This window comes from Streptomyces coacervatus (assembly GCF_029223485.1).
GTDB lineage: Bacteria > Actinomycetota > Actinomycetes > Streptomycetales > Streptomycetaceae > Streptomyces > Streptomyces coacervatus.
On the sequence record NZ_JARHTP010000020.1, the window covers coordinates 130,291 to 153,928 of the forward strand.

Here is a 23,638-nt window from a genome sequence, read left to right on the forward strand (position 1 = left end):
GGTACGGCGTGAGTCCGGTGCCGTGGTGGAACGGAAGGGACGGCATGTACGGCTTCATCTGGCGGCATCTGCCGGGAAACGCGTGGGTGAAGGCGCTGATCTCGCTCGCGCTGATCCTGCTGGTGGTCTATGTCCTGTTCCAGTACGTCTTCCCGTGGGCCGAGCCGCTGCTGCCCTTCAACGATGTGACGGTGGACAACCAGTGAGTGCGCGGATTCTCGTCGTCGACAACTACGACAGCTTTGTCTTCAACCTGGTCCAGTACCTGTACCAGCTGGGCGCCGAGTGCGAGGTGCTGCGCAACGACGAGGTGTCGACGGCGCACGCCCAGGACGGTTTCGACGGTGTGCTGCTGTCGCCGGGTCCGGGTACGCCGGAGGAGGCGGGTGTCTGCATCGAGATGGTGCGGCACTGCGCGGCCACCTCGGTGCCCGTCTTCGGTGTGTGCCTGGGCATGCAGTCGATGCAGGTGGCGTACGGCGGTGTGGTGGACCGTGCGCCGGAGCTGCTGCACGGCAAGACCTCGCTGGTCGAGCACGAGGGCAAGGGCGTCTTCGCCGGTCTGCCGACGCCCTTCACGGCGACGCGCTACCACTCGCTGGCCGCGGAGCCGGAGACGGTTCCGGCCGAGCTGGAGGTGACCGCGCGGACGCACGACGGGATCATCATGGGCCTCAGGCACCGTGAACTCCCGGTCGAGGGCGTGCAGTTCCACCCGGAGTCGGTGCTGACCGAGCACGGCCACCGGATGCTGGCCAACTGGTTGGTGGAGTGCGGCGACCAGGGTGCCGTGGCGAGGTCGGCGGGGCTCGCCCCGGTGGTGGGCAGGGCCACGGCGTGACCGCGCTGCGCCCCGAGCGCGAGTCCGCCGCCTCGTACGGGCAGGAGCCGTACGAGGGGTACGAGTCGTACGAGGGGTATGAGGCGTCCGGTTCGTACGAGACGTCCGGTGCGTTCGAGGAGTGGAACGGCGATTCGGCGGGGCAGCAGGGGCAGCAGGGGCAGCACGGGGCGTATGCGGCGGCCGCGGAGGAGCCGTACGTACCGCCGCTCGTGGAGGAGCCGGAGCGGTATCTCCCGCCCGTCGACGACGAGACGGTGGCTCTGCGGATACCGGAGCCGCCGCCGGGCGGTTCCATATTGCCGTCTGACGCCTCAACAGCCACACCTGCCACAGGAACCACTCCGGGCGGCCGAGCGGCCCGCAGGAAGGCCGCCAAGCGCCGTCATGGGCGCCATGGAGGCGCTCGTACGATGTCGGAGGCCTCGGAAGGCGCCGAGGAGACGTTCGCCGACGCTCCCCAGACGCCGCTCTCGCGCGTGGAGGCCCGTCGGCAGGCCCGCGCACGCAAGGCCAGTCCGGCCGTCGTCGCGAGCCGGGCGATCGGTGAGGTGTTCATCACCACCGGCGTACTGATGCTGCTGTTCGTCACCTACCAGTTGTGGTGGACGAACGTGCGGGCGCATGCGGCGGCGGACAAGGAGACCAGCACCCTCCAGAACGACTGGGCGAGCGGCAAGCGTGCACCGGGTGAGTTCGAGCCAGGCCAGGGCTTTGCGATTCTCGACATCCCCAAGCTGGACGTGGTCGTGCCGATCGCCGAGGGCGTCAGCAACAAGAAGGTGCTCGACAAGGGCATGGTCGGCCACTACAGCGAGGGCAAGCTGAAGACGGCGATGCCCGACGCGAAGACCGGCAATTTCGCGCTCGCGGGGCACCGCAACACGCATGGCGAGCCGTTCCGGTACATCAACCGGCTCACGAAGGGCGACGAGGTCGTCGTCGAGACGCAGGACAAGTACTTCGTCTACAAGATCACTTCGACGCTGCCGGTGACGTCGCCGAGCAATACGAGCGTGATCGGTCCCGTGCCGCCCCAGTCGGGTTTCACAAAGCCGGGCCGGTACATCACGCTGACGACCTGTACTCCGGAGTTCACCAGCAAGTACCGGTTGATCGTCTGGGGCAAGATGGTCGAGGAACGGCCGCGCAGCAAGGGCAAGCCGGATGCGCTCGTCGAGTAGGGGCAGATGAACGTGGCAGCGACCACCGACGACACTCAAGAGGACACGGACGCGCCCGCGGCGCCACCGGCGCGCCGCCGCGGCCACGGCCGCATCGCGGCGGCGGTGAGCGTCTTCGGCGAACTCCTCATCACGGCGGGCCTGATACTCGGCTTGTTCGTCGTCTACTCGCTCTGGTGGACGAACGTCGTCGCCGACCGCGCGGCGGACAAGCAGGGCGAAAAGGTCCGCGACACCTGGGCCCACGAGGACCAGAACACGGGCCCCGGTGCGCTGGACACCAAGAACGGCATCGGCTTCCTGCACGTCCCCGCCATGAAGAACGGCGAGGTCCTGGTCGAGAAGGGCACATCGACGAAGGTCCTCAACGACGGCGTGGCCGGCTACTACACGGACCCGGTCAAGGCGACCCTCCCGACGACGGGCAAGAAGGGCAACTTCACGCTGGCCGCCCACCGGGACGGCCATGGCGCGAAGTTCCACAACATCGACAAGGTGCAGGTCGGCGACGCGATCGTCTTCGAGACCAGGGACAAGTGGTACGTCTACAAGGTCTACGACATCCTCGACGAGACCTCGAAGTTCAACGTGAAGGTCATCTCGCAGATCCCGAAGGAGTCGGGGAAGAAGAAGGCGGGCCACTACATCACGCTGACGACGTGCACGCCTGTGTACACGTCCCGGTATCGGTATGTGGTGTGGGGGGAGTTGGTGCGGGTGGAGAAGGTGGACGGTAAGAGGACGCCGCCGAAGGAACTGCAGTGAGGTGACTGAGGTCCCGTGAGGACCTCAGTCCTCTAGCATGGCGGAGGCCCGAAGCCGCAACTACCCTTTGCGGCTTCGGGCCTCTTGCGCGGTGACGCCTACTGCAGGGCTTTGAGGCGCACTCCTGCGGTCCACTCTTCCAACTCGTCGCGGTTCACGGTGATGACCCCGCTCAGGTCTGCGATCGCTTGTGCTTCCCGGCTGAAGTTGCACGTAGCCACGAACAGGGCCACATCGACCCGGTCGACGGCTCGTGCGGCACCGGCGAACTTCTGCATGTCGGCACTGGGGACATGCGCGCGCCCGGACCGGTTCTTGCACTGAACGGCCAGACTCCGTCCGTCCGCTGTGCGGCCGGTGATGTCGATGCCCCGGTCGTTGTGGGATTGGCGAACGACGACATCCGTACAACCGTCCCGACGTAGGAGTTCAGCGACGTGGCGCTCGAAGGCCTGCCAGGTCATGGCTGCGATGGAGGCCCGGACCTGGTCTGTGGGCGACTCTCCTTCCAGGGTGCTGATCCGCTGGTGGTGCCAGCACAGCTTGCGTTCGATGTTCTGGACGTCCTCGCGGAGGGCGATGAGCTCGCGGCGGTGCTCGCCCGAGGTTTCGATCAGGGCGTTGAACATCGGCACGACGGTCTTGCCGAGGATGTGGGTGATGCGTTGGTCGATGCGGTCGTCGAGGGAGACATCGCCCCTGTGGACGGAGTTATCCACAGGCTGCGTACGCGCCACGTACTCCATGTCCAGGAGGTACACACGCACCTGACGTGCGACTTCGCTATCGCGGAGCAGCATGGCGATGTTGAGGACGGCTCGGCGGGAGAACAGGGCGAGGGACCTTGTGCGTGACTGGATTCCACTGAGTTCCTTGAAGGAAGTCAGTTCTGAACCTGTCAACACGCGGTAGCCGCTGGCTTCGAGCTCTTCCCTGTGATCATGTACCAGAGAAGTGATGGCGGTGAGCCCTACCTCGAAGTACGCCGCCACCATCGCCGTAGTCACATGCATCCCGTCCGGCAGCAGCGACAGCGCCTTGACTTTGTCGAGGACGTCGGTTCGCTCCAGGACGCTGTCGCGCAGGCTCTTCGATTCCAGCAGCGCCGATTCGTTGATCACGTTCTGCCCTTCCGTTCGTGGTGTGGCCGTACGGCCAGGGCAGAGCTCGTACACCCCGCCCCATCCGATCAACGAATCGTCAGATGTGAAGACACGATCGACGTAGGAGCAGATGTTCAGTACGGGGATCTTGGTGGCACGAAAGAGCCCCGGTGCCCTGTGTGAACAGGGTGCCGGGGCTCCTTGGCGGTGGGAGGGCTGTCAGTTCTCCGTGCGGTACGCGGTTCCGGTGACGCCTCCGAAGAAGTTGGTGCCGCCGTTGTTACCGCCGTTGTTCCCGCCGCCGCTCACGGTCGTGAGGGTGACCGTCGTGCTGCCCGGGTCCTGGACCCCGGTGTTGCCCTGCGGGTCCTGCTGGATCACGAGCGCGTTGTCGCTCTGGTCGCTGCCGTTGGCGAACTGGATGTTGTTGAAGCCCGCCTGCTGCAGGGTCTTCTTGGCGTCCTTCACGCTCTGCCCGACGACACTCGGGACGGCCGTCTGCTGCTGCTTCTGGCCGATGTTGAGCTGCACCGCCGAGTTCTTCTTGAGCGGGCTACCGATCGTCGGGTTGGTCGAGATGACCTTGTCGACCTGGTTGTCGTCGGTGGTGGGCGTGTTGACGCAGTTGCCGGTCAGGCCGACGGCCGACAGCGCGGCCTTGGCGTCGTCACAGGACTTGCCAGTGACGTCGGGTACCGGGACCGTCTCCGCCGCCTTGGCGATGGTGAGGGTGATGTCGGAGCCCTTCTCGACTTCCTTGCCGAGCTTCGGGTTCTGTTCCAGGACGGTGTTCGCGGGCTCTGAGGACTCCTCCGTCTTCGTCTTGACGTTGAAGTTGTACCCGTCGCCCTCCAGGATCTGCTTGGCTTCGTCGAGGGTCTTGCCGGTGACATTCGGCACGACCACCTTCGGTGCCCCCGTCGACACCACAAGGTTGACGGTGATCCCCTTCTTGACCGTCTTTCCCTTGGCCGGGTCCTGCGAGCAGACGTTGCCCTTGGTCTGGGCCTCGCAGGGTTTCCTGGTGACGGAGACCTTCAGGTCGGAGTTGGTGGCCTGGTTCTGGGCGTCACTCAACGAGAGACCCACGAAGTTCGGCACCTGGACACTGTCGTTCCCCACCCCCCCGTTCCCACTGAACGCATACTTCCCGATCAGAATCGCGCCCACCAGCACCAGAACACCCGCCACGACCAGCAGGATCGTCGACGTGTTGGACTTCTTCTGGGGCTGGCGGCGGCGGGAGCGGTCGTCGTAGCCGTAGCCGCCGTCGTCCGGGTTCATCGGGGGCAGCATCGATGTGGCGCCGGCGTCCGTGGCGCGCAGGGCCGTGGTCGGCTGGTCGTCGGGGTAGCCGCCGTAGCCGACCGAGCCCATGGCCGCCGTGGCCGCGACGGGCTGGCCGTCGAGGCAGGCCTCGATGTCGATGCGCATCTCGTCGGCGGACTGGTAGCGGTAGTTCGGGTCCTTGACCAGGGCCTTCAGGACGATGGCGTCCATTTCGGGCGTGATTTCCGGGTCGAAGACAGAGGGGGCCTGCGCTTCTTCCCGTACGTGCTGGTAGGCGACCGCGACCGGGGAGTCCCCTACGAACGGGGGTCGTACGGTCAGGAGTTCGTACAGGAGGCAGCCGGTCGAATAAAGATCAGATCGCGCGTCGACCTGCTCGCCCTTTGCCTGCTCCGGTGACAGGTACTGCGCGGTGCCGATGACCGCCGCCGTCTGCGTCATCGTCATGCCGGAGTCGCCCATGGCGCGGGCGATGCCGAAGTCCATGACCTTGACCTGGCCGTTGCGCGTCAGCATGACGTTGGCCGGCTTGATGTCGCGGTGGACGATGCCGTTGCGGTGGGCGTACTCCAGGCCCTGGAGGATGCCGATGGTCATCTCCATCGCGCGCTCGGGCAGGAGCTTGCGGCCGGAGTGCAGGAGTTCGCGGAGTGTGGAGCCGTCCACGTACTCCATCACGATGTACGGGATCGAGACCCCGTCGATGTAGTCCTCGCCCGTGTCGTAGACCGCGACGATCGCGGGATGGTTGAGCGAGGCGGCCGACTGGGCCTCCCGGCGGAACCGGGCCTGGAAGGAAGGGTCGCGTGCGAGGTCCGCCCGCAGCGTCTTCACCGCCACCTGGCGCCCGAGGCGGGTGTCATGCGCGAGGTATACCTCCGCCATGCCACCACGACCGAGCACCTGGCCCAGTTCGTACCGGCCGCCGAGGCGACGCGGCTCTTCCATAGCTCCTACCAGCCCTCTCCGTCGGTCCCGACCGGCACGGGTGTGCGGTCGGAGGCTGCCGTCCGGGCCTACCGTACCCGGCTAGCTTTGTGTGACCTGGCCAAGTGCGTCACCCGATACAGGACCGGTATCGCAACGTGCACCGATGTGAAGGGGACGTGAGCGGGGTCACTTCTTGGAGTTGATGACCGCCTCCATCACGCTCTTCGCGATCGGGGCGGCGAGGCCGCCGCCGGAGATGTCTTCGCGGTTGGCGTTGTCGTCCTCGATCACCACGGCCACGGCGACCGGCGAGCTGCCGTCGCTGAGCCTGGCGTAGGAGAGGAACCAGGCGTACGGGTTCTTGCTGTTGGCCACACCGTGCTGCGCGGTACCGGTCTTGCCGCCGACCGTGATGCCGCCGCCGATCTGGGCCTTCTGACCCGTGCCCTCCTTGACGACCGTCTCCATCATCGACTGCAGGATCTGCGCGTTCTTCGCCGACAGGGGCTGGCTGAGCTCCTGCGGGTCGGTCTGCGCGACGGTGTCGAGGTTGGACGACTGGAGCTTGTCGACCATGTACGGCTTCATCAGCTTGCCGTTGTTGGCGACCGCGGAGGCGACCATGGCCATCTGCAGGGGGGTCGCGGCGGTGTTGTACTGGCCGATCGAGGACAGCGCGGTCTGCGAGGGGTTCATGTTCTCGGAGAACACCGAGGCGTTGGAGCGGACCGGGACGAACTGCTCGGAGTCGAAGCCGAACTTCTTCGCCTCGGCCAGCATCTTGTCGCTGCCGAGGTCGGAGCCGATCTTGCCGAACACGGTGTTGCAGGACACCTTCAGGGCTACCCGCATCGTCGCGTTCTTGCAGGGGATGTTCCCCTCGTTCTTCAGCGGGGTCGTGGTGCCCTTCATGATGTAGGGCAGTGGCGAGTCGGTGTTCTCGTCGGCGGACGTGTACAGCCCGTTCTCCAGCGCGGCCGCGGCCGTGACCACCTTGAAGGTGGAGCCCGGCGGGTAGGTCTCGCGCAGCGCCCGATTCAGCATCGGGTCGTCGGGGTTGTACTGCTTCTGCAGGTTCTTCCAGGCCTTCGCGTCGTCGTTGGTGTTGCCGGCGAAGACGGAGGGGTCGTACGAGGGGTACGAGGCCATCGCCAGGATCTTGCCCGTGGACGGGTCGAGCGCGGCGACAGCACCCTTGCCGCCCTGGGCCTTCAGACCGTCGTACGCGGCCTTCTGCGCGGCAGCGTTGAGGGTGGTGACGACGTTGCCGCCCGACTTCTGCTTGCCCGTGATCATGTCGAGGGTGTTGCGGAAGAAGAGCCGGTCGTCGGTGCCGGTGAGGATGCCGTCGTCGACCTTCTCCAGGAAACTGCCGTCGAAGGCCTGGGAGGAGTAGCCGGTGACCGGGGCCCACATGGGCCCGTTCTTGTACGTGCGCTTGTACTTGAAGTCGCCGTGCTTGTTCACGACCGAGCCGGTTATGGGGTCGCCGTCGACGACGATGTCGCCCCGCGGGTTCGCGTACCGCTGGATGGCGACGCGGCGGTTGGCCGGATCGGTGCGGAGTTTGTCGGCCTGGGCGTACTGCAGCCAGTTGTCACGGATCAACAGCGCCAGGACGAGAAGTCCGCAGAAGATCGCGATTCGGCGCAGTGGCTTGTTCACATCCGGCCTTTCCACAAGCTAACAGGTGCGCCTGCCGCTTCAGTCTCTCGGTGCCGATGGTGCTGGTGTCATCTTGGCCGCCCACAGTCTAGAGGCAGCGGCTGTGTCTCCCGGGCGGGGCTGTGGACAACGACTGGTGAAGAGACGCATGAGCGGTGCGGTGGGTTCCGGAAAGCGCGGAGGGCTTCCGGTTCCGGCGGGTGCCGGGCCGGAAGCCGTCCGTCAGGACCAGAGGTCGCAGGGGTCGACGATCGTCAGGTCGGTGATCAGCGTCACTCGACGGGGCCGGCGGCGCCGGGGCGGACCACCTGGGTCATCTCGGCGTCGGGGTTGCCGGCGGGGGTGGGCGCCGGGCGGCGGGCGGTGTCGCTGATTCTGATCAGGATGCCGATCAGTGCCCAGTTGGCGATGACGGAGGAGCCGCCGTAGGCCAGGAACGGCATCGTCATACCGGTCAGCGGGATCAGGCCCATCACACCACCGGCCACCACGAAGACCTGTAGCGCGAAGGCGCCGGACAGGCCGATGGCGAGCAGTTTGCCGAAGGGGTCGCGGGCGGCGAGGGCGGTGCGCACACCGCGCTCCACGATCAGGCCGTAGATCAGCAGGATCGCCATGATGCCGGCCAGGCCCAGTTCCTCGCCGAAGGTGGCGAGGATGAAGTCGGAGTTGGCGGCGAAGCGGATCAGCTCGGAGTGGCCCTGGCCCCAGCCGGTGCCGAGGGTGCCGCCGGAGCCGAAGGCCCACAGGGCCTGCATGGCCTGCTCGGAGTGGAGGATGCCGTCGTGGCTGCCGGCCTGGCTGAGCTTGTACTCGCGCATCGGGTCGAGCCAGGCCTGGACACGGGTCTGGATGTGCGGCTCGAAGCTCGCCACGCCGACGGCGCCGGCCGCGGACATCAGCAGACCGAAGACGATCCAACTGGTCCGCTCGGTGGCGACGTACAGCATGATGACGAACATTCCGAAGAACAGCAGCGATGTACCGAGGTCGGTCTCGAAGACCAGGATGAGGATCGAGATCATCCAGACGACGATGATCGGGCCGAGGTCGCGGCCGCGCGGCAGGTACAGGCCCATGAAGCGGCGGCTGGCGAGGGCGAGCGCGTCGCGCTTCACCATCAGGTAGCCGGCGAAGAAGATGGCCAGCACGATCTTGGCGAACTCGCCGGGCTGGATGGTGAAGCTGCCGACGTGGATCCAGATCTTGGCGCCGTACACATTGGCGCCGAGGCCCGGGACCAGCGGGAGCAGCAGCAGGACCAGGGCGCCGACCATGGAGATGTAGGTGTAGCGCTGGAGGGCCCGGTGGTCCTTGAGGAAGATCAGGACGACGACGAACAGGGTGATGCCGAGCGCCGTGTAGAGCAGCTGGTTGGTGGCCTTGCCGCCGGCCACGCCGATCTGCCGCAGCAGCGCCGACTGGTCGAGCCGCCAGATCGCGACGAGCCCGAGTCCGTTCAGCAGCGTGGCCAGGGGCAGCAGCAGCGGGTCGGCGTACGGGGCGAACTTCCGTACCGCGAGATGGCCGACGCCCGCGAGCAGGCCGAGTCCCAGGCCGTAGCTCAGCAGGCCGGCCGGCACCTTGTCGTCGATGGCCAGGCCCACGTTGGCGTAGGCGAAGACCGGGATGGCGACGGCGAACAGCAGGAGCGCGAGCTCGGTGTTGCGCCGGCTGGGTGCGCCGATCGCGCCGATCGTGGACGTGTGGTGCGTCGGGGTGTTGGTAGTGCTGCTCATCGTGTGACAGGGCCTCTCACGGCTTGCCTACTGCTTACCGCACAGCGAGACGACCTTCTGCTCATCGTCCGAGAGAGTGGGGCCGGGGCTGGGGGTGGGTGCGGTCGCTGATGTGGACGGGGTCGGTGAGGTCGAGGGGCTCGGTGATGCCTTGGACGTGAGGGAGGTCTTGGTGGTTCCCGTGGTGCCGCCCGCCTGGCCCGTGCCGGTCTTGGAGTTCTTCTGGCTCTCGGCCTGCTGACGCTCGGTCTCCTTCTTGCACGCGGAGGCCTGCACGGAAAGCTCGTTGACCTTCGACTGGGCGGCGGGGAGACCGCCCTCGGCGATCGTGGCCTTGACCTGCTTCTGCTGGTACGGCGGCAGGTACTTGAGTTCGATCTCCGGGTGGTCCTTCTCGACCTTCGAGAGGGAGACCCAGGCCAGGTCCTGGCTGATGCCCCGGTACAGCGCGACGTGCTCGTCCTTGGCGCCGACGTAGTACTGCGTCTGCGTCCAGCGCCAGCCGCCGTAGAGGCCGCCGCCGACGACGGCGAGAGCGAGCACGAGGTAGAAGGATCTCTTCGCCCACTTGCGGCCCTTGCCGGGCTTGACGAAGTCGTCGTCGGTGTAGTCGCCGAAGCTGCCCGCCGGGATGTAGCCGGTGGTGTCGCCGGAGCCGGGCGGGCCGAACTCGCCGCCGCCCCCTCCGTGACCCTGGCGGCCGAGGCCGGACGCGCGCCCTGCGGGGGTCTCCATGAAGCCGGGGTCGTGCAGGTGGTTCTGGTTCTCGGCGACCGCGCCGACCACGACCGGGGTGTCGGAGAGCTGCCCGGCGAGGGTGTCTCCGGTGTCGAGGTCCAGTACGTCGGCGACGATGACGGTGATGTTGTCGGGGCCGCCGCCGCGCAGCGCGAGCTGGATCAGCTCCTGCACGGTCTCCTGGGGGCCCTGGTAGCTGGCGAGGGTGTCCTCGAGGGTCTGGTGGGAGACGACGCCGGACAGGCCGTCGGAGCAGATCAAGTAGCGGTCGCCGGCGCGGACTTCACGGATGGAGAGGTCGGGCTCGACGTGCTCGCCGCTGCCCAGCGCGCGCATCAGCAGGGAGCGCTGCGGGTGGGTGGTGGCTTCCTCTTCGGTGATACGGCCCTCGTCGACCAGGCGCTGCACCCAGGTGTGGTCCTGGGTGATCTGGGTGAGGACGCCGTCGCGGAGCAGGTACGCGCGCGAGTCGCCGACGTGCACGAGGCCCAGGCGCTGGCCGGTCCACAGGAGGGCGGTGAGGGTGGTACCCATGCCCTCCAGCTGCGGGTCTTCTTCCACCATCGCGCGCAGCTGGTCGTTGGCGCGCTGTACGGCGGTGCCGAGGGAGGTGAGGATGTCGGAGCCCGGCACGTCGTCGTCGAGGGCGACGATGGTGGAGATGGCCTCGGAGGAGGCGACCTCTCCGGCGGCGGCGCCGCCCATGCCGTCGGCGATCGCGAGCAGGCGCGGACCGGCGTATCCGGAGTCCTCGTTGCCCTCGCGGATCATGCCTTTGTGCGATCCGGCGGCGAAGCGCAGTGACAGACTCATGCGCACCTCGCCCGTCGGCTCCGGGTACATCCGCACGGTGCCCACCCTCCGGTCGGGAGCGCGCCGGTGCCCGTGGTGGGGGCCGCCGCTGCGTGCTCGCTCCGCTCGCGCTCATTCATGACGTGGCACTACTTCCGCAGCTCGATGACTGTCTTGCCGATGCGGATCGGCGCGCCCAGCGGAATCGGCGTGGGGGTCGTCAGCCGGCTCCGGTCGAGGTACGTGCCGTTGGTGGAGCCCAGGTCCTCGACGATCCACTGGCCGTCGCGGTCCGGGTAGATCCTGGCATGGCGGCTGGAGGCGTAGTCGTCGTCCAGCACGATCGTGCTGTCGTGCGCCCGGCCCAGGGTGATGGTCTGGCCCTGCAGCGCGACGGTCGTGCCGGTGAGGGTGCCCTCGGACACGACCAGCTTGGAGGGGGCGTTGCGGCGCTGGCGGCCGCCGCCGGCCTGCTGACGCTGCTGCGGGGGCGCGGCCTGCTGCCGGGCGGCCTGCTGCGGCCGTCCGGCCTCGCGCCTGGATCCGCGCTGGGTGACGCGCGTACCGAACAGGTCGCTGCGGATGACCTGCACGGCCACGATCACGAACAGCCACAGTACGGCCAGGAAACCCAGCCGCATGACCGTGAGGGTCAGCTCTGACATTGCCCCCGCTTCACCCTTCGGCTTGCCGGTAAATGATGGTGGTGCTGCCCACGACGATCCGCGAGCCGTCGCGGAGCGTAGCGCGGGTGGTGTGCTGCCCGTCCACCACGATGCCGTTGGTGGACCCGAGATCCTGGATCGTCGAGGGCGTTCCGGTCCGGATCTCACAGTGCCGGCGGGAGACGCCGGGGTCGTCGATCCGCACGTCGGCTTCGGTGCTGCGGCCCAGCACCAGCGTCTGGCGGGAGATCTGATGGCGGGTGCCGTTGATCTCGACCCAGTGGCGCATCCGGCCGCCTGCCGCCGGGGCGGGAGCCGTCGCGGGCCGCTGACCGAAGGGCGCGGCGCCGGGCCGTCCGCCGGGCGGCGGCGCGGCGGGCATCGGCGGGGCGCCCGCGGGTGCGGCGGCCGGCGGGTAGCCGTAACCTCCGCCGGGGCGGCCCGGGGCCGGGGCCGCCGGAGCGGCGGGCCCGGGAGCCTGCTGGCTGCTGGAGGAGGCGAGCGTACGGCTGCGCACCCGGTACAGGCCGGTGTCGAGGTCGTCCGCCTTCTCCAGGTGGACCTTGATGGGTCCCATGAAGGTGTAGCGCTGCTGCTTGGCGTAGTCGCGCACCATGCCGGCGAGCTCGTCGCCGAGCTGGCCGGAGTAGGGGCTGAGCCGCTCGAAGTCCGGCGTGCTCAGCTCCACGATGAAGTCGTTGGGCACAACCGTGCGGTCGCGGTTCCAGATGGTCGCGTTGTTGTCGCACTCACGCTGGAGCGCTCCCGCGATCTCCACGGGCTGGACCTCGGACTTGAACACCTTGGCAAAGGTGCCGTTGACCAGACCTTCGAGACGCTGCTCGAATTTCTTCAGGACTCCCATGAGGCACCTCCTCCGATGTCGCTTCCGTCCAGTGTCCCGGCTGGCGGGCGCTGCCTTACCTGGTACTGCTTACTGATCGTATCCACGCGCGGGTGAATCGGCTGGTTCCCCCTGTCGGCCCTGTCGACGGGTGTCGACGCTGGACGAAGTTCCCTCCGGAAGTTCCCTCCGAAGCCGTCCTTCGAACTCCTCCCGCGCACTCCTTCTGCCAAGGATCGTAGAGGCGGCCGAAGACAAGTGTCCCGCACCCGACTGTGGACCCGGCCCGGCTCTTGGGGAGACGGGCCGGACCGGTACGAGGTTGATACGTGAACCGTTACGTGTTGATACGGAGCGGAGGCTTCAGCGGTTGGCCGCTCCTGGGCTGGTCGATCGTGGGCCGGCCGATCGAGGGCCGGGTGGTGGGACGGACGGTCGCGGGCCGGTCGCCGGCCGGACGATGCGTCCTTGCTGGTGAGCGGCTGCCCAGCCATAAGGGATGTGAACCCACCCCTGCCAGCGTGCTAATGTTCTGCGTGTCGGAAGGCGCCAAACCCAAGGGGTCGGGAGCCGGAGGACACACCCAATGCGCGGGTGGCGGAATAGGCAGACGCGCTGGATTCAGGTTCCAGTGCCCGCAAGGGCGTGGGGGTTCAACTCCCCCCTCGCGCACCAGCCGAAAGCCCCCAGGTCTTTGACCTGGGGGCTTTCGCGTTGTCCGGGGCCGTGTGAGGCGGGTTACCTGGTGAGGACAATCACATGGCCCGCCCGCCGTTCCCGGACGGCGTTTTCCACAGGTGCGGAGTTGTCCACAGGGTCTGACGCGCTTCGGCCACCGGCTGTACGGTCGGCACGAGTTGATGTTCGTGCCCGTGCGGGGGAGGCGGTTGGCGTGACCGAAATCGGAGAAGCAGCGGCAGCGGCGGTGGAGTCGGGTGTGCGGCGGCTTCCGCGGGTGCGGGGTTTCGCCGAGTGGCCCGCCGAGGGGTCGCCCAAGGACGAGGGCAAGGCGCTGCGCAAGCGGGTGCCGCGCAGCGCACACTCCGCGCTCGACCTCGACGGCTCCCGCCCGCACGCGGCCGACGCGGTCGAGGAGTCCCACCGCGGCCGGATCGCCGAGCTCACTCCGATACGCGCGGGCCGGATGGCGGCCACGCCCTTCGCCTTCCTGCGCGGCTCGGCGGGCCTCATGGCGTACGACCTCGCGCGCACACCCATGACCCGGATCCGCGCGCAGATCTGCGGGGATGCGCATGCCGCCAACTTCGGCCTGTACGGCGATGCGCGCGGCGACCTGGTCATCGACCTCAACGACTTCGACGAGACCGTCCACGGCCCCTGGGAGTGGGACCTCAAGCGGCTCGCCGCCTCGCTCGTGCTCGCGGGGCGGGAAGCCGGCGCCGACGAGGACCAGTGCCGCAAGGCGGCCTACGACGCGACCGGCGCCTACCGCCGCACCATGCGGCTGCTCGCCAAGCTGCCGGTGCTGGACGCGTGGAACGCCATCGCGGACGAGGAACTCGTCTCCCATACCGACGCCCACGACCTGCTCGGCACGCTGGAGCGGGTCTCCGAGAAGGCGCGGGCCAATACGAGCGGACGCTTCGCGGCGAAGTCGACCGAGCAGGTCGAGGACGGCGGGCGCCGCTTCGTCGAGGCGCTGCCGGTGCTGCGGCGGGTGCCGGACGCGGAGGCCGCGGCGGTGGCGGCGGCCCTTGAGGAGTATGTGACGACACTGTCCGAGGACCGGCTGCCGCTGCTGGCGCGTCATGCGGTGCACGACGTCGCCTTCCGCGTCGTCGGCACGGGCAGCGTCGGCACAAGGTCGTATGTCGTGCTGCTTCTGGACCACCGGGGGCAGCCGCTCGTCCTCCAGGTGAAGGAGGCCCGTCCCTCGACGCTGGTGCCGCACCTGGTGACCGCCGGTTTCGAGGCGCCGGAGGCGGAGCATGAGGGGCGCCGGGTGGTTCTCGGGCAGAAGCGCATGCAGGTCGTCAGCGACATCCTGCTGGGCTGGACGTCGGTGGACGGACTGCCGTTCCAGGTACGGCAGTTCCGCAACCGCAAGGGCAGCGTCGACCCCGCGGCGCTGGCCGCCGACCAGATAGACGACTACGGCCGCATGACCGGCGCCCTCCTGGCCCGCGCCCACTCCCACAGCGCCGACCCCCGCCTGGTCGCCGGGTACTGCGGCAAGAGCGAGGAACTTGACGAGGCGATCGCCGACTTCGCCGTCGCCTACGCCGACCGCACGGAGGCCGACCATGCCGATCTGGTGGCAGCGGTGCGGGCGGGGCGGATCCCGGCGGAGATGGGGGTTTGAGGGGCGTGTGAGGAGTGCGGCTGTGGGGGCAGCCGTTGAGGCGCGTGTTCGCAGGGGGCGGGGAGGGGGGAGGGGGAGGGAGGGGGGAGGCCCCCCCGGAGCGATGAGCTTGCGCCGCAGTGGTCGCCCCCGCCGTGGCCTACGCTGGGCGGGTGACGAGCCCGGAAGCTGAGCATGAGCAGGGTGGCGGTGTCTCCGGTGAGGCGCAGGCGACGCCCGAGGACGGTGCGCCGCGTCCCGAGGAGCGGCTGGAGCGGGCCGTGCGGGCCGCCGAGCAGGCGCTGATCGAGTACGAGATCGCGGTGGAGACCTTCCGGGTCGAGGTCGAGAACTTCTCCCGGCTGCACCACCAGAAGCTCGGCCCGATGTACGCCCGCCTCGACGAGCTGGACGCGCAGATCGCCGAGGCCCGGGCCGCCCGCACCGGCGACCCCGAGGATCTGCGCAAGGCGGACGAGGCACGGGCCCGGGTCATGCCGATGCCCGGCGTCGAGGAGCTGTTCCACGGCTGGATGGACGGGCAGGGGCTCTTCCCGGAAGCCGTGGCGATGCTCACGGACCAGCCCGTGCGGCCCCCCCAGCGGGTGCGCCCGAGCGACGAGGCCCGCAAGCTCTACCGCGAACTGGTCCGTAAGGCCCACCCCGACCTGGCTCAGGACGACACCGAGCGGGCGCGGCGCGAGGAGTTCATCACCCGGGTCAACGCCGCCTATGCCCGCGGCGACGCGATGCTGCTGCGGGAGCTGGCCGAGGAGTGGGCCAAGGGACCGGCGCCCGAGGAGCGCGGTCCGAGCCGCAGCGAGGAGCTCTACGCCCGCCTCGAATGGCTCGCCGAGCGCAAGGAACTGCTCTCGCTGGTCGCCAAGGAGCTGGAGGAGAGCGCGATCGGCTCGATGCTCCGGCTGGCGCCGGACGATCCCGACCGACTCCTGGAGGAGATCGCCGAGAAGCTTCTGGCCGATGTCTCCCAGCGCGAGGCGGAGCTGGCCGAGCTGCTGGGGTAGCGCGCGCCGGTGCAAGCCGGTGGCCGGTGGAGGTGGGGCGGTTGCCGCGTGGGCGGCCGGTTCCGTGACCGGCCGCGTCGGGTAGCGTCTCAGGCATGCATTTCGGAGCTGGTGTGCCCACGGTCGAGGTCGGGGACCTCAAGGACGGCGACTTCCTGCTGGACGTCCGCGAGAACGACGAATGGCAGGCAGGTCACGCCGAAGGGGCGCTGCACATCCCCATCAGTGATTTCGTCGCCCGCTACGGCGAGCTGACCGAGGCCGCCCCGCAGGACGGCCGCGTCAACGTGATCTGCCGCTCCGGCGGCCGCTCGGCGCAGGTCGCGATGTACCTCGTGCAGCAGGGCATCGACGCCGTGAACGTCGACGGCGGCATGCAGGTGTGGGCGGCGGTGGGCCGCCCGGTCGTGACGGACGAGGGACAGCCCGGGTTCGTCCTGTAGTTCGCGCCGGCCGGGGCGGTCAGCCGAGCGGGTGTGCCGCCAGCAGGTCGCCCAGGGCTTCCTCGTGCGCTGCCGCCGGGCCGAGCTGGAGTTCCAGGTGCTTGGCCCAGGCGTGGTACCGGTGCAGGGGGTATTCGACGTCCGCCCCGAACCCTCCGTGCAGATGCTGTGCCGTCTGTACGACCCGCCGTACGCCCTCCGAGGCCCAGATCTTGGCGACGGCGACGTCACCGGAGGCGGGCAGTACGCCGGGTGCCCGCGAGGCGATCCGCCATGCGGCCTGCCACAGTGTGGCCTCCATCGCGCGCAGGTCGATGTAGCGGTCGGCGGCCTGCACGGCGACAGCCTGGAACGTGGCGACGGGGTATCCGAACTGCTCCCGCTTGCCGGTGTATTCACTGGTCATCGCGAGGACTCGTTCGCCCAGGCCGAGCGCCAGCGCGCACGTCCCCGTGGTCAGCAGTTCGCGCAGCCACTCCCAGGCGCCGTCGGCGTCGATGACGTCGCGGGCGGCGATCCGTGCGGATTCCAGACGTAGTTCGCCGAGCCGCTCACCGGTGGTGGAGATCTGCTCGCCCAGGCCGACGCCCTGGTGGATCCGGGGGACCACGGCGAGGAGGGTCCGATCGGCGGTCGTATGGGCCGGTACGACGATGAAGTCGGCGTTGTGCGCCCACGGCACCGCCGTCTGTGCCCCGTCCAGGATCCACTCGTCGCCTTCCCGCCGTGCGGTCACGGCGAGTTCGGCCGGGTCGTGGCCGGTACGGCCCATCGCGGCGACGGTCAGCACCGTCTCGCCCCGTCCCGCGCGGGTGAGCAGCGCAGACCTCAACTCCTCGCCGCCGTAAGCCTGTACGGCCGCTGCGGCCGCGCTGGTCTCCAGGAGTGGTACGCGCGCCAGCACCCTGGCCGACTCCCGCAGCACCAGGCAGAGTGCGATGGCGTCCAGGCCCGCGCCGCCGTACTCCGCGTCCAGCAGCAGGCTCAGCAGGTCCGCCTCGGCGAGCCTGGTCCACAGCGCGCGGTCGAAGTCGTCGGCCACGGCGCCCGGGACGAGCGAGGGAGAGGGCACGGTGTCGGGCGCGACCCCGGCGAAGACGCCCCGTGCCGCCTCGGCCGCCGCCTGCTGCTCCTCGGTGAAGGTGAAGTCCACGGTTCCTGTCCTTCCACGCGCATGCCGGCTCACCGACCAGGCGCCCGGCCTGATCTGACGGACCGTCAAGATAGAACAGGTTCTAGGAGAAGGGAACGGTGCGGCCATCGCCACCCGCGCCCGGTCAGCGGTCGAAGTCCAGCTCGACCTTCTCGGTCACCGGATGCGACTGGCACGCCAGCACATACCCCGCCTCCGTCTCCTCCGTCTCCAGCGCGAAGTTGCGGTCCATGCGCACCTCGCCGGCGACGAGGAAGGCCCGGCATGTGCCGCACACGCCGCCCTTGCAGGCGTAGGGCGCGTCGGGCCGGTTGCGCAGCACCGTCTCCAGCAGGGACTCGCCGTCCTGCACGGGCCAGGTCCCGCCGCGGCCGTCGAGCCGGGCGGTCACCGTGCTGTGTGCGGGGGCGGTCGCGGCCGGCGCGGGGGCGGCGGCGTCCACGTGGAAGATCTCCTCGTGGATGCGTGAGCGCACCACACCGAGGCCGCGCAGGGCCCGCTCGGCCCCCTGCACGAGCCCGAACGGACCGCACAGGAACCATCCCGCCACCTGCCCCACCGGCAGCAGCGCGGGCAGCAGCCCGGTCAGCCGCTCCTGGTCGAGCCGCCCGGACGGCAGCCCCGCCTGCTGTTCCTCCCGGGACAGCACCGTCACCAGCTGCAGCCGCCGCGGATGGCGGTCCTTCAGGTCGGCGGCCTCCTCCAGGAACATCGTCGAGGCGGCCGTCCGGTCGCTGCGTATCAGGCAGAACCGGGCTTCCGGCTCGCGCTCGAGCAGGGTGGAGACGATCGAGAGCACCGGGGTGATGCCGCTGCCGCCCACGATCGCCGCGTATATGCCGGGTGCCGGGTCGAGGGTGAAGCGGCCGGCTGGGGTCATCACCTCCAGCTCGTCGCCGACGTTGATCTCCTTGAGTGCGTACGTCGAGAAGGCTCCGCCGTCGACCAGCCGTACGCCGACCCGCAGGGTGCTGGGGCCCTCGCCGTCGGGGGCCGGTGCCGGGGAGCAGATCGAGTACGTGCGCCGTATCTCCGTGCCGTCGACCAGGCGCCGCAGGGCGAGGTGCTGCCCCGGGGCGTGCCGGTACTCCTCGCGCAGCCGAGGGGGCACGGTCAGGGTGAGGGCCACGGAGTCGTCGGTGAGCCGGTCGACCGCCGCCACCGGGAGTGTGTGGAAGCGGGCCATCACAGCTCCTTGAAGTGGTCGAAGGGTTCGCGGCAGGTGAGGCAGCGCCGCAGCGCTTTGCAGGCGGTGGAGGAGAAGCGGCTGAGCAGCTCGGTGTCGGTGCTGCCGCAGTGCGGGCAGCGCAGTGGCTCCAGCATGCGGGTCGGGCTCAGCGATACGGGGACCGGTCCGGACACCTCTCGCACGCGCGGGGGCGCTATCCCGAACTCCCGCAGTTTGCGGCGCCCTTCGGCCGTGATGTCGTCGGTCGACCAGGCGGGCCGCAGCACCGTGCGGACGGTGACGTCCCGTATGCCGTGCGCGTGCAGTGCCTGCTCTATGTCGAGGGACATCGCCTCTATGGCCGGGCAGCCGGTGTATGTCGGGGTCAGCTCGACCTCGACCGATTCCGCGCCGCGCACATGCACGGCGCGCAGGACTCCGAGCTCCTGGAGGGTGAGTACGGGCAGTTCGGGGTCGGGCACCGAACCGGCGATCTCCAGGAGTTCGGCCTCCAGGGCGGTGGTCGTTGTCACCATGACGCCCCCGGGTGGCTGCGGTGCAGATGCTGCATCTCGGCGAGCATCCGGCCGAAGGGCTCGGTGTGCACACCCTGGCGGCCCGCGCCGGCCGTCCACGCCCCGGTCCGCGGTCCCTCGGGGACCGTCAGGGTCGCCCGGTGCAGGACCGCGCGGACGGAGTCCAGCCAAGCCGTTTCCATCCCGGCCAGGTCGACGTCCAGGCCGTCCACCGGCTGGAACATCTCGCCGGTGAACCGCCACAGGGCCGTGCAGGCGCGCTGCATCTTCTTGTGGCCGACCTCCGTGCCGTCGCCGAGCCGCAGGGTCCACTGCTCGGCGTGGTCGCGGTGGTAGGCGACCTCCTTGACGGCCTTTGCGGCGAGGCCGGCGAAGGGGCCCTCCCCGGCGGCCAGTTCGGCGTACAGCAGGTGCTGGTAGGTGGAGAAGTAGAGCTGTCGGGCGATGGTGTGGGCGAAGTCGCCGTTCGGCTGTTCCACCAGCTGGAGGTTGCGGAAGGCGCGCTCCTCGCGCAGATACGCCAGCTCGTCCTCGTCGCCTGCCGTCGACAGCAGCACGCGGGCCTGGCCGAGCAGGTCCAGCGCGATGTTGGCGAGGGCGACCTCCTCCTCCAGGACGGGGGCGTGGCCCGCCCATTCGCCGAGGCGGTGCGAGAGCACCAGGGCGTCGTCGCCGAGGGCCAGGGCAGCGGTCGTAGGGGCTGTCGTCGTCACAGGTGCTTCACCCCCTCCGGGATCTCGTAGAACGTCGGGTGCCGGTACGGCTTGTCGGCGGCCGGCTCGAAGAACGGGTCCTTCTCGTCCGGGGAGGACGCGGTGATCGCGGACGAGGGGACGACCCAGATCGAGACGCCCTCGCCGCGGCGGGTGTACAGGTCGCGGGCGTTGCGCAGGGCGAACTCCGCGTCCGGCGCATGCAGGCTGCCGGCGTGGGTGTGCGAGAGGCCGCGGCGTGAGCGCACGAAGACCTCCCACAGGGGCCAGTCGGTGTTCGTCATACTTGCGTCGCTCCTGTCTCGCCTGTCTTGCCCATCTCGCCTGTCGGGCCGGTGTGCTTGGCCGCGTAGGCCGCGGCCGACTCCCGTACCCACGCGCCTTCGTCGTGCGCGCGCCTGCGCTGGGTGATCCGCTGCTCGTTGCACGGGCCGTTGCCCTTGAGGACTTCGCGGAACTCCGTCCAGTCGATCGGGCCGAAGTCGTAGTGCCCCCGCTCCTCGTTCCACTTCAGGTCCGGGTCGGGGAGGGTGAGGCCCAGCGACTCGGCCTGGGGGACGCAGATGTCGACGAAGCGCTGGCGCAGCTCGTCGTTCGAATGCCGCTTGATCTTCCATGTCATCGACTGCGCGGAGTGCGCCGACTCGTCGTCGGGCGGACCGAACATCATCAGGGACGGCCACCACCAGCGGTCCACCGCGTCCTGTGCCATCGCCCGCTGCTCCGGGGTGCCGCGGCCGAGGGCCAGCAGCAGCTCGTACCCCTGGCGCTGGTGGAAGGACTCCTCCTTGCAGATGCGGACCATCGCGCGCGCGTAGGGGCCGTAGGAGCAGCGGCACAGCGGGACCTGATTGGTGATCGCGGCGCCGTCCACCAGCCAGCCGATCGCGCCGACGTCCGCCCAGGTCAGCGTCGGATAGTTGAAGATCGAGGAGTACTTCTGGCGGCCGGTGTGGAGCTTGTCGAGCAGCTCGTCGCGGCTGGTGCCGAGGGTCTCGGCGGCGCTGTACAGGTACAGCCCGTGTCCTGCCTCGTCCTGGACCTTGGCCATCAGGATCGCCTTGCGGCGCAGGGAGGGCGCGCGAGTGATCCAGTTGGCCTCCGGCTGCATGCCGATGATCTCGGAGTGGGCGTGCTGTGCCATCTGCCGGACCAGCGTCGCGCGATAGGCGTCGGGCATCCAGTCGCGCGGCTCGATGCGCTCGTCGGCGGCCACGGCGGCGTCGAAGGCGCGCTCGTACGCACCGGTGTCAGCGGTGTCCTGCGCGGTGCCGTGCGTCTGGTGCGCGGCTGCTGTCGCCATGCGGTCCCCCTCGACCTGGGCTCTGTCCGGAGCTCGCTCCCGACCGATCGTTCGGTTCGTGCGATTCCATGGTGGGACGGGCGCCGTAAGGTGTCAACCGCTGTGGATAACCTGCGGGCGTGCCCTGTGGACAAACGGGGCGACCTCGCGTACGTCGCGGCGAGCTCGGCCCGACAGGGGCTGTGCCCCGCGGGCAGGCCTGAGTACCGTGCCCGTGCGAGTGCGGTGGCGAGGTGCGCACAGGCGGTACGGCACCCCGCGGCCGGGCGGCCGGAAGACGGACCGGGATCGGGAGACGGGGCGGAATGGACGCGTACGGCACAGACTCGGACGCCCGGCACGGGCCGGACGGGCCGGGCAGGCCGGGCGATGCGCCCGAGCCGGATGGTCCGCCCGAGCCGGACCGGTCGCCTGTGCCGGACAGCCCGGCCGAGCTGGGCGGAGCGGACCGGACGGCCGATCCGCGGGACGTTCCACCGGACGCCGCCGCATTCGATCCCGGTGCTGCTGCCTCTGTGGTCGCTCCCGCCCCCGGCCCGTACGCCGAACCCCGCACCGGTGTGGCCGCCCTCTCCCTGCGCTATCAGATCGGCGCCGCGCTGGCCCTCGCGGTCGTCGCCGTCGTCGTCTGTGTGCACGTCGGCATGGTGTTTCTTCACGTCGCGCCGTCGAACACGCTGACCAAGGCGCACGGCAAGGCGATCGACGACTGGATCTACCCGGAGTTCGAGCAGAACTGGAAGCTCTTCGCACCGAACCCGCTGCAGCAGAACATCGCCGTCCAGGTCCGTGCCGAGGTGCAGGCGAAGAACGGCGAGGTGCGGACCACCGGCTGGTACGACCTGTCCGCCCAGGACGGGCGGGCCATAGACGGCAATCTGCTGCCCAGCCACACCGAGCAGAACGAGCTGCGCCGGGCCTGGGACTTCTTCGTCGCCACGCACGACACCAACAACCGCCCGTCGGGGCTGCGCGGCGCCCTGTCCGAGACATATCTGCGGCGCATAGTGGTGCTGCGCCTGGACCGCGACGACGCAGCCGGGAAGGGCGGGGTCGTCGAGCAGGTCCAGGTCCGTTCCCGTACCACCAACGTGCCCCCGCCGAAGTGGAGCGCCGAGAAGATCTCGGACAAGCCCATGGACCGCGTGCTGCCCTGGTGGCCGGTCACGGCCGCCGACACCGACGGAGACGCCCAGTGAACCGCTTCGCCCTGTCGGTCTCCGCCGCCATCGCCCGCATCACCGAATCGGCGCTCGGCCCCTACCAGACCGCCGTGATCCGGATCGGCTTCAGCGCGACCTGGCTGCTGTTCCTGCTGCGCGAGTTCCCCCACCGTGAGGAGCTGTACGGCCCCGGCAGCCCCTGGAGCTGGGACCTCGCCCAGCAGCTGATCGCGTCCAACAGCGCCTTCACGGCCCTGATGTGGTCGGACGGCCGGGGCTGGTTCGAGTTCGTGTACGCGCTCGCCGCCCTCTCGAGCGTCCTGCTGCTGCTCGGCTGGCGCACCCGCACGATGTCCGTGCTGTTCATGATCGGTGTGCTCTCGCTGCAGAACCGCAGCGTCTTCATGGGGGACGGCGGCGACAACGTCCTGCACCTGATGTCCGTCTACCTCGTGTTCACGCGCTGCGGGCAGGTCTGGTCGCTGGACGCGCGGCGGGCACGGCGTGCGGGTGAGGCACGCGCGCGTGGAGAGCACGTTTCCGACCGGGTCGGCCCGGCCCTGTGGGCTGTGCTCGGGGTCGCGCTGATCGCGGCGACCGTCGGTGGCCGGTTCGACGGCGCCGACCCGACCGTGCCCGTGATCCTGTGGGGCGTCTGGCTGGCGCAGGCCCTGTGGTGGGTGGTCGGGCGCCGGGCGAAGAGCGGTGAGCCCAGGATCCTGCTGGACGTCGTCGCCAACATCGTGCACAACGGCGCCCTCTTGGTGATCATGATTGAGGCCTGTCTGATCTACGCGACGGCCGGCTGGTACAAGATCCAGGGCACGCGCTGGCAGGACGGCACCGCGGTCTACTACCCGCTCCACCTCGACTACTTCTCGCCCTGGCCCGCGCTCGCCGACCTGCTGTCGTCCAGCGGCACGATGGTGATGCTCGTGACCTACGGGACCGTCATCGTGCAGGTCGCCTTCCCGTTCACGCTGTTCAACCGGCGGGTCAAGAACGTCCTGCTGGCGGCCATGATGACCGAGCACGCCGTGATCGCCGTGATCCTCGGGCTGCCGTTCTTCTCGCTGGCGATGATCGCGACGGACGCGGTCTTCCTGCCGACGTCGCTGCTGCGCCGAGTGGGCGGCTGGGCGGCACGCGCGCGTGGCCGCGCCCTGGCCGCCCGCGGCGGCCGTACGACGCTGTCCGGTCCGCGTGCCCCGGAGAACCCCGAGCCCAAGCACGCGAGCTCCACGGCGTGAGCGCCGAGCACATGCACGCGAGCTCC

General features: G+C 69.3%; 22 protein-coding genes and 1 tRNA gene. 10 read left to right on the forward strand and 13 right to left on the reverse strand.

All coding sequences use genetic code 11. The features are described 5' to 3' along the window. Positions 1-44: 44 nt before the first annotated feature. From P2Q00_RS39195 to P2Q00_RS39210, 4 genes are read left to right on the forward strand one after another with little or no spacing between them, the layout of a single operon-like run. On the forward strand, positions 45-206 hold the full coding sequence (locus P2Q00_RS39195; protein ID WP_275779114.1) for a hypothetical protein: 162 nt from the start codon (positions 45-47) through the stop codon (positions 204-206). Next, the gene (locus P2Q00_RS39200; RefSeq protein ID WP_275779116.1) at positions 203-841 is read left to right on the forward strand and encodes an aminodeoxychorismate/anthranilate synthase component II; all 639 of its coding nucleotides are present in this window, start codon (positions 203-205) and stop codon (positions 839-841) included. Before P2Q00_RS39195 ends, P2Q00_RS39200 begins: the two co-directional genes overlap by 4 nt. After that, the gene (locus tag P2Q00_RS39205) at positions 838-2,025 is read left to right on the forward strand and encodes a class E sortase (protein ID WP_275779117.1); all 1,188 of its coding nucleotides are present in this window, start codon (positions 838-840) and stop codon (positions 2,023-2,025) included. Before P2Q00_RS39200 ends, P2Q00_RS39205 begins: the two co-directional genes overlap by 4 nt. Before the next feature lie 6 nt (positions 2,026-2,031). Then, entirely contained in the window at positions 2,032-2,790 is a 759-nt protein-coding gene (locus tag P2Q00_RS39210) for a class E sortase (RefSeq protein ID WP_275779118.1), read from the forward strand. 98 nt (positions 2,791-2,888) lie between these two features. Here P2Q00_RS39210 and P2Q00_RS39215 read toward each other — a convergent pair whose 3' ends face one another. The 7 genes from P2Q00_RS39215 to P2Q00_RS39245 all read right to left on the reverse strand — a co-directional run bounded on the left by P2Q00_RS39215 (position 2,889) and on the right by P2Q00_RS39245 (position 12,577). Further along, the gene (locus tag P2Q00_RS39215; RefSeq protein ID WP_275779119.1) at positions 2,889-3,911 is read right to left on the reverse strand and encodes a restriction endonuclease; all 1,023 of its coding nucleotides are present in this window, start codon (positions 3,909-3,911) and stop codon (positions 2,889-2,891) included. Between the two features lie 201 nt (positions 3,912-4,112). Further along, positions 4,113-6,131 carry a Stk1 family PASTA domain-containing Ser/Thr kinase gene (pknB, locus tag P2Q00_RS39220; protein WP_275779120.1) on the reverse strand — a complete coding sequence of 673 codons (2,019 nt, stop codon included), beginning with the start codon at positions 6,129-6,131 and terminating at the stop codon, positions 4,113-4,115. 168 nt (positions 6,132-6,299) lie between these two features. Continuing rightward, complete coding sequence (locus tag P2Q00_RS39225; protein WP_275779122.1) at positions 6,300-7,778, reverse strand: peptidoglycan D,D-transpeptidase FtsI family protein; 1,479 nt, start codon at positions 7,776-7,778, stop codon at positions 6,300-6,302. A 272-nt stretch (positions 7,779-8,050) separates the two neighbouring features. Further along, entirely contained in the window at positions 8,051-9,517 is a 1,467-nt protein-coding gene (locus P2Q00_RS39230; RefSeq protein ID WP_275779124.1) for an FtsW/RodA/SpoVE family cell cycle protein, read from the reverse strand. Positions 9,518-9,544: 27 nt separating this feature from the next. After that, entirely contained in the window at positions 9,545-11,098 is a 1,554-nt protein-coding gene (locus P2Q00_RS39235) for a Stp1/IreP family PP2C-type Ser/Thr phosphatase (protein ID WP_275779283.1), read from the reverse strand. A gap of 98 nt (positions 11,099-11,196) precedes the next feature. After that, entirely contained in the window at positions 11,197-11,712 is a 516-nt protein-coding gene (locus tag P2Q00_RS39240; protein ID WP_275779125.1) for an FHA domain-containing protein FhaB/FipA, read from the reverse strand. Positions 11,713-11,722: 10 nt separating this feature from the next. Next, a complete protein-coding gene (locus P2Q00_RS39245; RefSeq protein ID WP_275779127.1) occupies positions 11,723-12,577 on the reverse strand; it encodes an FHA domain-containing protein in 855 nt (284 codons plus the stop codon). A 567-nt stretch (positions 12,578-13,144) separates the two neighbouring features. Between P2Q00_RS39245 and P2Q00_RS39250 the strand changes: the two genes are divergently transcribed. The 4 genes from P2Q00_RS39250 (at position 13,145) to P2Q00_RS39265 (ending at position 16,326) form a co-directional block, all read left to right on the forward strand. Continuing rightward, positions 13,145-13,231: transfer RNA gene (locus P2Q00_RS39250), tRNA-Leu, on the forward strand. A 217-nt stretch (positions 13,232-13,448) separates the two neighbouring features. After that, positions 13,449-14,879: a DUF2252 domain-containing protein gene (locus P2Q00_RS39255; RefSeq protein WP_275779129.1), complete on the forward strand. Its 1,431-nt coding sequence runs from the start codon at positions 13,449-13,451 to the stop codon at positions 14,877-14,879. Positions 14,880-15,031: 152 nt separating this feature from the next. After that, positions 15,032-15,883 (forward strand): J domain-containing protein, encoded by an 852-nt coding sequence (locus P2Q00_RS39260; RefSeq protein WP_275779133.1) that lies wholly within the window; start codon positions 15,032-15,034, stop codon positions 15,881-15,883. A 113-nt stretch (positions 15,884-15,996) separates the two neighbouring features. Continuing rightward, positions 15,997-16,326, forward strand: a complete 330-nt coding sequence (locus P2Q00_RS39265) for a rhodanese-like domain-containing protein (RefSeq protein WP_275779284.1) — start codon at positions 15,997-15,999, stop codon at positions 16,324-16,326. 19 nt (positions 16,327-16,345) lie between these two features. Here the strand turns inward: P2Q00_RS39265 and P2Q00_RS39270 are convergent, their stop codons facing one another. The 6 genes from P2Q00_RS39270 to paaA all read right to left on the reverse strand — a co-directional run bounded on the left by P2Q00_RS39270 (position 16,346) and on the right by paaA (position 21,199). Further along, complete coding sequence (locus tag P2Q00_RS39270; RefSeq protein ID WP_275779135.1) at positions 16,346-17,479, reverse strand: acyl-CoA dehydrogenase family protein; 1,134 nt, start codon at positions 17,477-17,479, stop codon at positions 16,346-16,348. Positions 17,480-17,603: 124 nt separating this feature from the next. Further along, positions 17,604-18,665 carry a 2Fe-2S iron-sulfur cluster-binding protein gene (locus P2Q00_RS39275; protein ID WP_275779137.1) on the reverse strand — a complete coding sequence of 354 codons (1,062 nt, stop codon included), beginning with the start codon at positions 18,663-18,665 and terminating at the stop codon, positions 17,604-17,606. Continuing rightward, positions 18,665-19,180, reverse strand: coding sequence for a 1,2-phenylacetyl-CoA epoxidase subunit PaaD (paaD, locus tag P2Q00_RS39280; RefSeq protein WP_425579547.1), 516 nt, complete (start codon positions 19,178-19,180; stop codon positions 18,665-18,667). The genes P2Q00_RS39275 and paaD overlap by 1 nt, the downstream gene beginning before the upstream one ends. Continuing rightward, complete coding sequence (gene paaC, locus P2Q00_RS39285; protein ID WP_275779140.1) at positions 19,177-19,896, reverse strand: 1,2-phenylacetyl-CoA epoxidase subunit PaaC; 720 nt, start codon at positions 19,894-19,896, stop codon at positions 19,177-19,179. Before paaC ends, paaD begins: the two co-directional genes overlap by 4 nt. Continuing rightward, positions 19,893-20,180, reverse strand: a complete 288-nt coding sequence (paaB, locus tag P2Q00_RS39290) for a 1,2-phenylacetyl-CoA epoxidase subunit PaaB (RefSeq protein WP_057606276.1) — start codon at positions 20,178-20,180, stop codon at positions 19,893-19,895. The genes paaC and paaB overlap by 4 nt, the downstream gene beginning before the upstream one ends. After that, positions 20,177-21,199 carry a 1,2-phenylacetyl-CoA epoxidase subunit PaaA gene (gene paaA, locus P2Q00_RS39295; RefSeq protein WP_275779143.1) on the reverse strand — a complete coding sequence of 341 codons (1,023 nt, stop codon included), beginning with the start codon at positions 21,197-21,199 and terminating at the stop codon, positions 20,177-20,179. Before paaA ends, paaB begins: the two co-directional genes overlap by 4 nt. A 305-nt stretch (positions 21,200-21,504) precedes the next feature. Between paaA and P2Q00_RS39300 the strand changes: the two genes are divergently transcribed. Continuing rightward, entirely contained in the window at positions 21,505-22,398 is an 894-nt protein-coding gene (locus P2Q00_RS39300) for a DUF5819 family protein (protein ID WP_275779144.1), read from the forward strand. Next, the gene (locus P2Q00_RS39305; protein WP_275779146.1) at positions 22,395-23,612 is read left to right on the forward strand and encodes an HTTM domain-containing protein; all 1,218 of its coding nucleotides are present in this window, start codon (positions 22,395-22,397) and stop codon (positions 23,610-23,612) included. The genes P2Q00_RS39300 and P2Q00_RS39305 overlap by 4 nt, the downstream gene beginning before the upstream one ends. Positions 23,613-23,638: the final 26 nt, after the last annotated feature.

What these genes read in the sequence shown, in the direction of transcription:
- paaB (WP_057606276.1), bottom strand. Translation starts at nt 20,180, where the DNA reads ATGACGAACACCGACTGGCCCCTGTGGGAGGTCTTCGTGCGCTCACGC.
- P2Q00_RS39235 (WP_275779283.1), bottom strand. Translation starts at nt 11,098, where the DNA reads ATGTACCCGGAGCCGACGGGCGAGGTGCGCATGAGTCTGTCACTGCGC.
- P2Q00_RS39230 (WP_275779124.1), bottom strand. Translation starts at nt 9,517, where the DNA reads ATGAGCAGCACTACCAACACCCCGACGCACCACACGTCCACGATCGGC.
- P2Q00_RS39210 (WP_275779118.1), top strand. Translation starts at nt 2,032, where the DNA reads ATGAACGTGGCAGCGACCACCGACGACACTCAAGAGGACACGGACGCG.
- P2Q00_RS39240 (WP_275779125.1), bottom strand. Translation starts at nt 11,712, where the DNA reads ATGTCAGAGCTGACCCTCACGGTCATGCGGCTGGGTTTCCTGGCCGTA.
- P2Q00_RS39245 (WP_275779127.1), bottom strand. Translation starts at nt 12,577, where the DNA reads ATGGGAGTCCTGAAGAAATTCGAGCAGCGTCTCGAAGGTCTGGTCAAC.
- pknB (WP_275779120.1), bottom strand. Translation starts at nt 6,131, where the DNA reads ATGGAAGAGCCGCGTCGCCTCGGCGGCCGGTACGAACTGGGCCAGGTG.
- paaA (WP_275779143.1), bottom strand. Translation starts at nt 21,199, where the DNA reads ATGGCGACAGCAGCCGCGCACCAGACGCACGGCACCGCGCAGGACACC.
- P2Q00_RS39195 (WP_275779114.1), top strand. Translation starts at nt 45, where the DNA reads ATGTACGGCTTCATCTGGCGGCATCTGCCGGGAAACGCGTGGGTGAAG.
- P2Q00_RS39300 (WP_275779144.1), top strand. Translation starts at nt 21,505, where the DNA reads ATGGACGCGTACGGCACAGACTCGGACGCCCGGCACGGGCCGGACGGG.
- P2Q00_RS39275 (WP_275779137.1), bottom strand. Translation starts at nt 18,665, where the DNA reads ATGGCCCGCTTCCACACACTCCCGGTGGCGGCGGTCGACCGGCTCACC.